Here is a 10376-nt window from a genome sequence, read left to right as displayed (position 1 = left end):
CTCAAACGCCGCGCGGGCTGGAAATTCGCTGCGCGAATTCCAGCCCCGCCGGCGTTTGAGGCGCGGGTCCGGGCAGCGCCCGGGGAACGGCGGAAGGGCGGGTAGGGGACGGCCCGCCGCAGGCGCCCCCGCGCCCCGACGCCCCGCACCCGGCACCCGGCACCCGGCACCCGGCACAGATCAGCCCCCGGGAGGAACAAGGGTGTTCTCGGAGCGGCGCCCCGCCAGATAGTCCCCCACGTTCCGGACGGTGGCGTCGACGATCTGCTCCACCGCGTCCAGCGTGTAGTACGCCTGGTGGGACGTGACGACCACGTTCGGGAAGGTGACCAGCCGGGCCAGGGTGTCGTCCTCGACCGCCTCCAGGGACCGGTCCGTGAAGAAGACCCCGGCCTCCGCCTCGTACACGTCCAGCCCCACCCCCGTGAAGCGCCCCGCCCGCAGCTCCGTGACCAGGGCGTCCGTGTCGATCAGCCCGCCGCGGCTGGAGTTCACCAGGATCGCGTCGTCCCGCATCGCCTTCAGCGCGGCCGCGTCGACGATGTGGTGCGTGGACTCCACCAGGGGCACGTGCAGGCTGATCAGGTCGGCGGCCGCGAACAGCTCGTCCCTGTCCACGTACCTCATGCCCAGCTCCTCGCACGCCGGGTTCGGCGCCAGGTCCCAGCCCAGCAGGTCCATGCCGAAGCCGTGGGCGATCCAGGTGAAGGCCTCGCCGATCTTGCCGGTGCCCAGGACGCCCGCGGTGCGGCCCCGCATGTCGCGGCCCATCAGCCCGTTCAGGCGGAAGTCGAAGTCCCGGGTGCGGTTGGAGGCGCGGACGACGCGCCGGTTCACGGCCATGGCCAGGGTCCAGGCGAACTCCGCCACCGAGTACGGGGAGTAGTACGAGACCCGGCCGACGGTCATGCCGAGCTCCCGGGCCGCGTCCAGGTCGATGTTGTTGAAGCCGGTGGAGCGCTGCGCGATCATCCGGGTGCCGCCGGCCGCGAGGGTGCGCAGGACCCGGCCGTGCAGGTCGGCGTTGACGCTGGAGGAGACGACCTCGTACCCGGCGGCGATGGGCGCGGTGTCCTCGCTCAGGAACACGTCGAGGCAGCGGACCGCGTGCCGGCCCTCGAAGTGGCGCTCGAAGGCGCGCTCCAGGAGCGGCTTCTCGTCGGCGGTCACTCCGAAGGCCAGGATCTCCACGCTCGCTCCCACAGCTGGTCGGACCACGGGTCGTTCGTCACGATACGACCCGTCGCCCGCCCCGGCGCGTTCAGCCGAAGAAGACCCCGACCTCCTCGTACAGCGCGGGGTCGACCGTCTTGAGCTTCGCGGTGGCCTCCGCGATCGGCACCCGGACGATGTCCGTCCCCTTCAGCGCGACCATCTTGCCGAAGTCCCCGTCGCGCACCGCGTCGATCGCGTGCAGTCCGAAGCGGGTCGCCAGCCAGCGGTCGAAGGCGCTCGGGGTGCCGCCGCGCTGGATGTGTCCGAGGACCGTCGTACGGGCCTCCTTGCCGGTCCGCGCCTCGATCTCCTTGGCGAGCCACTCGCCCACGCCCGACAGCCGCACGTGCCCGAAGGAGTCGCGGGAGACGGCGTCCTTGAGGACCAGGTCGCCGTCCTTGGGCATGGCCCCCTCCGCGACCACCACGATGGGGGCGTAGCTGGCCTTGAACCGCGAGGTCACCCACGCGCAGACCTGCTCCACGTCGAAGCGCTGCTCGGGGATGAGGATGACGTTGGCCCCGCCGGCCAGGCCCGAGTGGAGGGCGATCCAGCCGGCGTGCCGGCCCATCACCTCGACGACCAGGACCCGCATGTGGGACTCGGCCGTGGTGTGCAGCCGGTCGATGGCCTCGGTGGCGATGCCGACGGCCGTGTCGAAGCCGAAGGTGTAGTCGGTGGCCGAGAGGTCGTTGTCGATGGTCTTCGGCACGCCGACGCAGGGGACGCCGTACTCCTCGTACAGCCGGGCGGCCACGCCGAGGGTGTCCTCGCCGCCGATCGCGACGAGTGCGTCGACCTCGAACTTCGCGAGGTTCTCCTTGATGCGGCGGACGCCGTTCTCGGTCTTGAACGGGTTGGTGCGCGAGGAGCCGAGGATGGTGCCGCCGCGCGGCAGGATGCCCCGGACGGCGGGGATGTCCAGCGGGACGGTGTCCCCCTCGACCGGCCCGCGCCAGCCGTCCTTGAAGCCGACGAACCCGTATCCGTACTCCTGCGTGCCCTTGCGGACGACGCCCCTGATCACCGCGTTGAGCCCGGGGCAGTCGCCGCCGCCGGTGAGCACTCCGACCTTCATGGAATCTCCCTTCGCCATGACGGCCACGCTAGTGGTGACCCAGGTCACAGCGAGGGGCCTGGAAGAGACAATCCCGGTGGAACTACGGGGCGTTGCGTACGCCCGTTCACTCGTACGGGGAAGCGGGGTGGAAGTAAGTACGACGTACGGACGGGTTACGCGTCGTCGAGCCCGCGCTCTATCGCGTACCGGACGAGCTCCACCCGGTTGTGCAGCTGGAGCTTGCCCAGGGTGTTCTGGACGTGGTTCTGCACCGTGCGGTGCGAGATGACCAGCCGCTCCGCGATCTGCTTGTACGAGAGCCCCTTGGCCACCAGCCGCAGCACCTCGGTCTCCCGGTCGGTCAGCTGCGGGGCCTTGGGCACGTCCGGGGCGGCCGGCGCCGGGTCGGTGGCCAGGCGCCGGTACTCGCCGAGGACGAGGCCGGCCAGCCCCGGGGTGAACACCGGGTCGCCGGCCGCCGTGCGGCGGACCGCATCGATCAGCTCCTGGGCCCCGGCCGACTTCAGCAGGTAGCCGGTCGCGCCGGACTTCACCGCCTCCAGGACGTCGGCGTGCTCGCCGCTCGCCGACAGCACGAGCACGCGCAGCGCGGGATCGGCTCCGACCAGCTCCTTGCAGACCTGGACCCCGGGCATGCCGGGGAGGTTGAGGTCGAGGACCAGGACCTGCGGGCCGGCCGCGCGGGCCCGGCGTACCGCCTCGGGCCCGTCGCCGGCCGTCGCGACGACGTCGAACCCGGCGGCGGCCAGGTCGCGGGCCACCGCGTCCCGCCACATCGGATGGTCGTCCACGACCATCACCTTGATGTCCTGGAGTTCGCTGCGGTCGTCGTTCACTGGGTCCTCCCCCTCGGTACTTTCAGTTCCACTTCGGTGCCCTGGCCGGGGACGGACACCAGCTCGGCGCTGCCGCCGAGGTCGCGCAGGCGTCCCCGGATGGACAGGGCCACGCCCATGCGCCCCTCGCCCTCCGCCTGGTCGAGCCGGCCGGCCGGGATGCCCGGGCCGTCGTCCCGTACGGTCACGATCACCTCGTCGCCCCAGTCCTCGACCAGGATCCAGGCGCTGGCCCCGTCCCCGGCGTGCCTGCGCACGTTGTCGAGGGCCGCGCCGACCGCCGCCGCCAGCTCCCGCGCGGCGGGCGCCGGCAGCGGCACCGGGGTGCCCGGCTCGGCGAAGCTGACCCGGGAGCCCGCGTGCGGGGCGAGCAGGGAGCGCAGGTCCAGCTCGCCCTCGTCGGCGCCGGGCTCGTCCACCTCGTACGTGTCCACCAGCGCGCCCAGCGACTCGTCGCGCGAGACCCGGGAGGGGCGGACCAGGCCGCTGGAGACCAGCGTGCGCAGCGCCACCTCCTGCTCACCCGCCATCCGGCCGAGTTCGGCGGCCTCGCCGCCCAGCTCGGTGCCGCGCCGCTGGACCATGGCGAGGACCTGGAGGACCCCGTCGTGGATGTCGCGGGCGAGGCGCTCCCGCTCGCGGGTGGCGGCCTCGATCTCCAGCGCGCGGGCGAGGGTGGCCTCACTGGCCCGGGCCACCTCGACGACGTACCCGATGGCGATGGAGGCGACCCAGACCAGCAGGACGTTGTGCAGGGTGTCCCGGGTGGGGTCGCCGCCGTGGATGACCAGGTTGGCGGCGGCCACGAAGGTCGAGGCGAAGCCCGCCCAGCGCCAGCCGCCCTTGAGGGCGAAGGCGAGGACCGAGCCGGCGGTCCAGATGCTGGGGAGGGTGGGGCCGCCCTCGGCGATCCGCGCGTGGGTGTCGGCGACCGGGGTGAGCAGGATGCCGGCCAGCGCGACGGCCAGATCGGCGACGAGGAAGCCCCTGGTGCAGCTGGCCGCGTTCGCCACCCGGCGGTGGGTGGCCAGCGTCCAGACGGCGAGGCAGGCGAGGTAGCCGGCCGCGGTCCCGGGGTGGTCGAACTTGCGGTAGGCCGCCGCGAACAGCAGGACCGCGTAGACCATGGTGAGCAGCCGGTACGCCGTCAGCGCCCGCCACAGCGGCTGCTCGACCGACATCCGTACGACGCGCTCGCGCTTCGCCATCTCCCCCACCCCGTTCCCGCGGGCGCGCCCGTCGCGCCCCGCCCTATGCGGGGTCCGCGTCCCCCTCGGCGTCCTTCTCCGCCTTGGCCGCCTTCTCGGCCGCCCTGCCGCTCTCCTTGGCGGCCTTCTCCGCGTCCGCGATCTGCCGCTTGGCGGCCGTCGCGTAGATGTCCACGTACTCCTGGCCGGAGAGCTTCATGATCTCGTACATGACCTCGTCGGTCACCGAGCGGAGGATGAAGCGGTCCCCGTCCATGCCCTGGTAGCGGCTGAAGTCCAGCGGCTTGCCGATGCGGATGCCCGGGCGCATCAGCTTGGGGACCACCTTGCCGGGGGGCTGGATCTTCTCGGTGTCGATCATCGCCACCGGGATCACCGGAGCGCCGGTGGCGAGCGCCACCCGGGCCAGGCCGCCGGGCTTGCCCCGGTAGAGACGGCCGTCGGGCGAACGCGTCCCCTCGGGATAGATGCCGAACAGCTCCCCGCGCTCGATGACCTCGATGCCGCTCCTGACGGCGGCCTCGCCGGCGCCGCGGGCGCCGGAACGGTCCACCGGGAGCTGCCCGACGCCCTTGAAGAAGGCCGCCGTCAGCCTGCCCTTGACCCCGGGGGAGGTGAAGTACTCGGCCTTCGCGATGAAGGTCACCTTCCGGTCCAGTACGGCCGGCAGGAAGAAGGAGTCGGAGAAGGACAGGTGGTTGCTCGCGAGGATCGCCGGCCCCTCGGCGGGAATGTTCTCGAGGCCCTCCACCCACGGCCTGAAGGCGAGCTTCAGGGACCCCCCGATGGAGAACTTCATTGCGCCGTAGATCAACTCGAAAGCCTTCCTGTGTCTGTCGAACAGACCTTATCCCCTGCCTCCGCGCGGGAGCGCCCGACGGCCCTGGTCGGTGTCATCCCGGTCGCGTACGGTGAAGTCACACAGCGCAACGCACCCCCCACCCTTCGAAGGAGACCCTGGTGCCCGTCCTCCCTGGAGCAGAGCCGTTCCGCCACGAGGGCGGAGAGGTGGGCGTGCTTCTCTGCCACGGCTTCACCGGTTCGCCGCAGTCGCTGCGCCCCTGGGCCGAGTACCTGGCCGAGCGCGGGCTCACCGTCTCCCTGCCGCTGCTGCCCGGGCACGGGACGCGCTGGCAGGACATGCAGCTCACCGGCTGGCAGGACTGGTACGCGGAGGTCGACCGCGCGCTGCGCGAGCTGCTGGAGCGGTGCACGCAGGTCTTCGTCTTCGGGCTCTCGATGGGCGGCGCGCTGACGCTGCGGCTGGCGGCCCGGCACGGGGACGCGATCAGCGGGATCGTCCTCGTCAACCCCGCGAACAAGGTGCACGACCCGCTGGCCTTCGCCCTTCCGGTGGCCCGGCACTTCGTCCGCTCCACGGCGGGCATCGCGAGCGACATCGCGAAGCCCGGTTCGGTGGAGGTCGGCTACGACCGGGTCCCGACCCGGGCCGCGCACTCGCTGCGGAAGTTCTTCCAGCTGGTGGACACCGAGCTGCCGCAGGTGACGCAGCCGCTGCTGCTGCTGCACAGCCCCCAGGACCACGTGGTCCCGCCGGTGGACTCCGCCCGGATCCTGGCACGGGTGTCGTCGACGGACGTCACCGAGACCCTGCTGGAACAGAGCTACCACGTGGCGACGTTGGACCACGACGCGGAGCGGATCTTCGCGGACAGCCACGCGTTCATCGGGCGGCTCGCGAAGAGTGTCGGCAGGGAGGGGGCGGCCAGCGGTGGCTGAGCACGAGGAGTCCTCCGGGGGCGTGCCCCCACTGGACGAGGAGGCGGCGTGGGCGGCGATCGTCGCCGGGTACGGGCAGGAACCGCCGGACCCGCCGGGGGCGAGACCGTTCCGGCCGATCGAGAACCTGATGCTGCCGGAGGAGGACGTGAAGCCGGAGCCCGCGGCGGCTGACCCGGAGCCGGATCCGGGGGCGAAGCCGGGGCCGAAGCCGGGACTGGGCAGCTCGGTGACGTTCGCCCCGGGCGTGGGCGTCAGCGTGCCGCTGCCGACCCCCGGCCCGCGCGACCACTCCCCCGAAGAGCCGGCGGACGAGGAGCACTTCGTCCCGCCGGAACCGGAGCTGCCGCACGCGGACACGACGACGAAGTTCGCGTGGCTGGCGGTGGTCGGCGGGCCGGTGCTCCTGCTGCTGGCGGTGCTGCTCCAGTGGGACATGACGTGGTGGCTGACCACCCTGGGCATCGGCGGCTTCCTGGGCGGCTTCGCCACCCTGGTCGCCCGCATGTCGGGCGGCGACGACGACGATGACGACGACCCTGGGCGGGGCGCGGTGGTGTAGGGGGACGACGCCGGGGAGCGCGGCCCGCCAACCCCACCCGCTCTCTGTGTGCGGGCCGGGGGCCTGGGAGCGGTGTCCTGCCTGGACCGTCTCAGGGCTGGTTTGGGGGGTTCCCGTCAGTCCCATCGTCATTCCGGTTCGGGCCGGTCCCTCAAGGGCGCTCCTTCGTCGCGTCGCTTCGCGATTTCGCTGCGCTCAACCCTTGACCGACCGTCCCGCCCCGGAAAGCCGAAAGACTGCCGGGAAGCCCCCAAAAGAACGGTCACGGGGCAGGAGTCGCAGGGACGGCCCCGTCAGGGATGAGACGAGGGGCCAGGGGCATGGCCTCACCGGGCATCCGGGCCCACCCACGGCCCGGCCCACCGCCGGGGGCCCGGCTACCTGCACGAAATGCTGACCACACCCCCTGCGGAGCCCCCAAAACGCAACAGATCGCTACGCGCCTCTCCGGTCTCGGCGACTGCTGGCCGTCCGGGGCTGGTCGTGGGCGGGTACGACGTTGGTGGCGGCAGTGGTGAACTCGCGGCCTGAGGCGCCTCGGATGTAGGCGAGCTCGATCCAGCGCTCGATGCCGGTGTCGGAGACGTTCTCGTTGATCACGGCCATGAGCACGCCCTCGACACCCGAAGCGATGTCGCGGACGCGCCGGCGGAGGAGGCGGTGGGGCACGTACTCGTAGCACTCACTCATCGCACGCCGCCTCGAAGGTGCTGAGGAAACGCTCGCAGCCGGCCTGAGCCCGATCGAGCAGATCAGTACTCGGTGCGATGGTCTCGGCCACGGTCTTCCGTTGGCCGTCACCGCTGCTGTCCACGGGGATCTGAGACATGCACGCCCCTCCTTACTGACGCTCAGTAGCAGAGCAACTACGACCCCACTCGCAGCGTTTCTGTGAATCAAGAGAAATTACTAGTCGCAGGAAGTGTGCGTGCCTGCGAGACTGTCTGCGACTCGGAAGGAGCACGTATGAGCGAGGGGTTCGGCCTGGTTGTGCGCTTCTCACTGCGCGATCAGGAAGCCGCGGAGGCATTCGACGAACTGTGTGCGAGCACCCTGGAGGGCATCAGAAGTTCGGAGCCCGGAACGCTGACGTATGTGGTGCACGTGCCGGAGGGTGAGCCTCTGGTGCGCGTCTTCTATGAGCTGTACGCGGACCGTGCGGCTTTCGACGTCCACGAGGCGCAGCCACACACCAAGCACTTCCTCGCCCAGCGGGACCAGTACCTTTCCGGTGTCGAGGTCACGTTCCTTGACGCGATCGCTGGAAAGGTGGCGGCACGGCAGTGAGTTCAGAGGAGCGGCGCGTCTTCGGGGCGCGCGTGGCCGATCTGCGCAAGCAGAAAGGCATGACGCAGGGAGAACTCGCTGCGGCCATCGGTCGCACGGCGAGCTGGCTGTCGCAGGTCGAGCGGGGTATCCAGCCGGTCAACCGGCTGGACGTGCTGCGGCTTCTCGCTGACGGCCTCGGCGTGCCGCTCCAGGTCCTCCAGCCCGACGCGCCGCCTCTGGCCGCGGTGTCTCCTTCGCCCGCACCGGAGACGAACGACCTCGATCAGGCCCGTCTGGTGTTGTCCGGACATCCCGCGCTCGATGTCCTCCTCCATCCATGCCAGGACTTCCAGCCGGATGACCTCCCGGACCTCCGTTCATCGGTGGACAGGATCTGGACACTCACCCATAGCGCTCGGTTCGCAGAATTGAGTGCGGACATAAGTGCGTTGGTCCCGAGGCTGGAGCTGGCCTGCCGTACGGCGTCGCCTGATCACACACCCGAACTGCACGATCTGCTGGCCAGGACCTATCAAGCCCTGGCTGCAGCCTTCGTGCGCCAGCACGAGGCAGATGCAGCGTGGGTCGCAGCGGATCGGGCGATCCGAGCGGCCGAGCTTTCAGGCGACCCGCTGAGCGTGTTCGCTGGGATCTACCGCCTGTGCCAAGCCTTCGTACGCCTTAAGCACCTCGACCAGGCGGAGCGCGCCGCGACCATGGCCATCAGCGCCCTCGAAAGCACACGAGCCGACGAGCCCCAGCACCTCTCCGTCCTGGGATCGCTGCATCTGGTGCTGGCGCTCGTGCACGCCCGCGCAGGTGAAAGGTCTTCCGCGCGGCAGCAGATCGAGGCCGCTCGAAGCGTCGCCCGACGGCTGGGTGAGGACCGCAACGACTTCAACCTCGAGTTCGGCCCCACGAACGTGGAGATCCAAGCCGTTTCGACCGCAGTCGACCTCGGGGACGCCGGCGAGGCCCTCGACCTGTCCAAGGGACTTCAAGCGGACGGCTTGTCCACCGAGCGGCAGGCGCGCCTGCTGATGGACATGGGCCGGGCCCACGCACAGCGCCGCCAGCACGCGGATGCCCTGGACTGCCTGCTGCGCGCCGAGGAACTGGCACCTGAGATGATCCGCACCCACCTCGCAGCCCGGACGGCCATCAGGGACCTCATGCTCAGCGCGGGCCGCACCGCATCCGACGAACTGCGCGCCCTCGCCGAACGCACCGACAGCCTCGCTTGAGAGCGAAGACCCGTTGAGGGCACCGGTGCGGCCGGCCGACTTGAGGACTTGACCGAACCGGAGGACTGGTCGGGGGCTCCATGGCCGCTCGTTTCGGGCTGTCGCACCAATTGGCCAGCATCGAGAACATCAAGGCCATGAGCACGGGGCCGTCCAGACCTTTCAGCCGGTGACCAAGGAGCGAGCACGCGTGGGCGACAAGCAGCAGACCATCGCCGAGGATCAGTGGCGCATGACCAAGCTGGTCTGGGACTACCACCTCATGGGCCACCAGCTCCGTCCGGTCGACGTGGCAATCGGCCTCGGTAGCCATGACCTGGGCGTCGCCCAAGCCACCGCCGACCTCTACCACCGAGGACTGTTCCCGACCCTGGTCTTCACCGGCGGCAACAGCCCCACCACGAGGAACCCTTTCCCTCGTGGCGAGGCCGTCCACTTCCGCGAGCACGCCCTCGAACTCGGCGTTCCGGACGAGGCGATCCTCGTCGAGCCGAACGCCGCGAACACGGGCCAGAACATCACCCTCACCCGCGACCTTCTGGCCTCGGCCGGCATCGTCCCCACAACGGTGATGCTGATTTCCAAGCCCTACATGGAGAGGCGCTCCTTCGCCACCGCCCGCAAACTGTGGCCCGACGTCGAGATCATCTGCGCATCCGAACCGCTGGAGCTGGACGACTACGTCAAGAGCATCGGCGACGAGAAGCTCGTGATCGACATGCTCGTCGGCGACCTCCAGAGAGTGATCGAGTACCCCCGGCAGGGCTTCGCCATCTTCCAGGACGTACCAGAGGACGTACGCACCGCATACGAATCCCTCATCCACGACGGCTTCACCAGCCGTCTCATCACCCCCTGAGCAGCCGAGACACCTGACCACTTCCCACCTCTCCCTGATCAACGTTTGGTGCGGGTATCAGCCCAAGACGGCCGCCGGACGCCAAGCCGGGAGGAGCTCGTAGCGATCTGCTGCGTCTGGGGGCTCCGCAGGGGGGGTGGTCGGCATTTCGTGCAGGTAGCCGGGCCCCCGGCGGTGGGCCAGGCCGTGGGCGGGCCCGGCCCCCGGCAGGCCATGGCCCGGTCCCTCGCCTCATCGCTGAGGGAGCCGCTCCGCTTCTCCTGCCCCGTGACCGTTCTTTTGGGGGCTTCCCGGCAGTCTTTCGGCTTTCCGGGGCGGGACGGGCTGTCAAGGGTCGCCGAAGGCGATCACGCAGTGACGCG

At 70.5% G+C, this 10376-nt stretch carries 12 protein-coding genes; 5 read left to right on the top strand and 7 right to left on the bottom strand.

What is annotated here, in order from left to right:
• Positions 1-180 precede the first annotated feature (180 nt).
• From AB0D45_RS33910 to AB0D45_RS33890, 5 genes are all read right to left on the bottom strand, one after another.
• Positions 181-1191 (bottom strand): 2-hydroxyacid dehydrogenase, encoded by a 1011-nt coding sequence (locus tag AB0D45_RS33910; RefSeq protein ID WP_362466365.1) that lies wholly within the window; start codon positions 1189-1191, stop codon positions 181-183.
• 70 nt (positions 1192-1261) lie between these two features.
• Positions 1262-2293: a 6-phosphofructokinase gene (locus AB0D45_RS33905; RefSeq protein WP_362466371.1), complete on the bottom strand. Its 1032-nt coding sequence runs from the start codon at positions 2291-2293 to the stop codon at positions 1262-1264.
• Between the two features lie 155 nt (positions 2294-2448).
• Positions 2449-3093: a response regulator transcription factor gene (locus AB0D45_RS33900; RefSeq protein WP_362466368.1), complete on the bottom strand. Its 645-nt coding sequence runs from the start codon at positions 3091-3093 to the stop codon at positions 2449-2451.
• Positions 3094-3128: 35 nt separating this feature from the next.
• Positions 3129-4340 carry a DUF5931 domain-containing protein gene (locus AB0D45_RS33895; RefSeq protein WP_362466362.1) on the bottom strand — a complete coding sequence of 404 codons (1212 nt, stop codon included), beginning with the start codon at positions 4338-4340 and terminating at the stop codon, positions 3129-3131.
• 43 nt (positions 4341-4383) lie between these two features.
• A complete protein-coding gene (locus AB0D45_RS33890; protein ID WP_361606616.1) occupies positions 4384-5139 on the bottom strand; it encodes a lysophospholipid acyltransferase family protein in 756 nt (251 codons plus the stop codon).
• 161 nt (positions 5140-5300) lie between these two features.
• On the opposite strand from AB0D45_RS33890, the gene AB0D45_RS33885 reads away from it, so the two are divergent.
• The gene (locus AB0D45_RS33885) at positions 5301-6080 is read left to right on the top strand and encodes an alpha/beta fold hydrolase (RefSeq protein ID WP_361606580.1); all 780 of its coding nucleotides are present in this window, start codon (positions 5301-5303) and stop codon (positions 6078-6080) included.
• Positions 6073-6642 carry a hypothetical protein gene (locus AB0D45_RS33880; RefSeq protein WP_362466359.1) on the top strand — a complete coding sequence of 190 codons (570 nt, stop codon included), beginning with the start codon at positions 6073-6075 and terminating at the stop codon, positions 6640-6642. Before AB0D45_RS33885 ends, AB0D45_RS33880 begins: the two co-directional genes overlap by 8 nt.
• 435 nt (positions 6643-7077) lie before the next feature.
• Here AB0D45_RS33880 and AB0D45_RS33875 read toward each other — a convergent pair whose 3' ends face one another.
• Together AB0D45_RS33875 and AB0D45_RS33870 are read right to left on the bottom strand one after the other, a co-directional pair.
• On the bottom strand, positions 7078-7332 hold the full coding sequence (locus AB0D45_RS33875) for a hypothetical protein (RefSeq protein ID WP_362466357.1): 255 nt from the start codon (positions 7330-7332) through the stop codon (positions 7078-7080).
• A complete protein-coding gene (locus AB0D45_RS33870) occupies positions 7325-7471 on the bottom strand; it encodes a hypothetical protein (RefSeq protein ID WP_362466354.1) in 147 nt (48 codons plus the stop codon). The genes AB0D45_RS33875 and AB0D45_RS33870 overlap by 8 nt, the downstream gene beginning before the upstream one ends.
• A gap of 137 nt (positions 7472-7608) precedes the next feature.
• Here AB0D45_RS33870 and AB0D45_RS33865 point away from each other — a divergent pair, with 137 nt between their 5' ends.
• The 3 genes from AB0D45_RS33865 to AB0D45_RS33855 all read left to right on the top strand — a co-directional run bounded on the left by AB0D45_RS33865 (position 7609) and on the right by AB0D45_RS33855 (position 10014).
• Positions 7609-7929 (top strand): putative quinol monooxygenase, encoded by a 321-nt coding sequence (locus tag AB0D45_RS33865; protein WP_362466351.1) that lies wholly within the window; start codon positions 7609-7611, stop codon positions 7927-7929.
• Positions 7926-9155: a helix-turn-helix transcriptional regulator gene (locus tag AB0D45_RS33860; protein WP_362466348.1), complete on the top strand. Its 1230-nt coding sequence runs from the start codon at positions 7926-7928 to the stop codon at positions 9153-9155. Before AB0D45_RS33865 ends, AB0D45_RS33860 begins: the two co-directional genes overlap by 4 nt.
• 190 nt (positions 9156-9345) lie before the next feature.
• Positions 9346-10014 carry a YdcF family protein gene (locus AB0D45_RS33855; protein WP_362466346.1) on the top strand — a complete coding sequence of 223 codons (669 nt, stop codon included), beginning with the start codon at positions 9346-9348 and terminating at the stop codon, positions 10012-10014.
• Positions 10015-10376: the final 362 nt, after the last annotated feature.

This window comes from Streptomyces sp. NPDC048352 (assembly GCF_040651895.1).
Lineage (GTDB): Bacteria > Actinomycetota > Actinomycetes > Streptomycetales > Streptomycetaceae > Streptomyces.
Note: the sequence above shows the minus strand (reverse complement) of the source record. Positions and strands in the feature narration are given on the sequence as shown.

Coding starts and splice junctions, on each gene's coding strand:
- AB0D45_RS33905 (WP_362466371.1), bottom strand. CDS start 2,293: ATGAAGGTCGGAGTGCTCACCGGCGGCGGCGACTGCCCCGGGCTCAAC.
- AB0D45_RS33900 (WP_362466368.1), bottom strand. CDS start 3,093: ATGGTCGTGGACGACCATCCGATGTGGCGGGACGCGGTGGCCCGCGAC.
- AB0D45_RS33895 (WP_362466362.1), bottom strand. CDS start 4,340: ATGGCGAAGCGCGAGCGCGTCGTACGGATGTCGGTCGAGCAGCCGCTG.
- AB0D45_RS33890 (WP_361606616.1), bottom strand. CDS start 5,139: ATGAAGTTCTCCATCGGGGGGTCCCTGAAGCTCGCCTTCAGGCCGTGG.
- AB0D45_RS33875 (WP_362466357.1), bottom strand. CDS start 7,332: ATGAGTGAGTGCTACGAGTACGTGCCCCACCGCCTCCTCCGCCGGCGC.
- AB0D45_RS33870 (WP_362466354.1), bottom strand. CDS start 7,471: ATGTCTCAGATCCCCGTGGACAGCAGCGGTGACGGCCAACGGAAGACC.
- AB0D45_RS33865 (WP_362466351.1), top strand. CDS start 7,609: ATGAGCGAGGGGTTCGGCCTGGTTGTGCGCTTCTCACTGCGCGATCAG.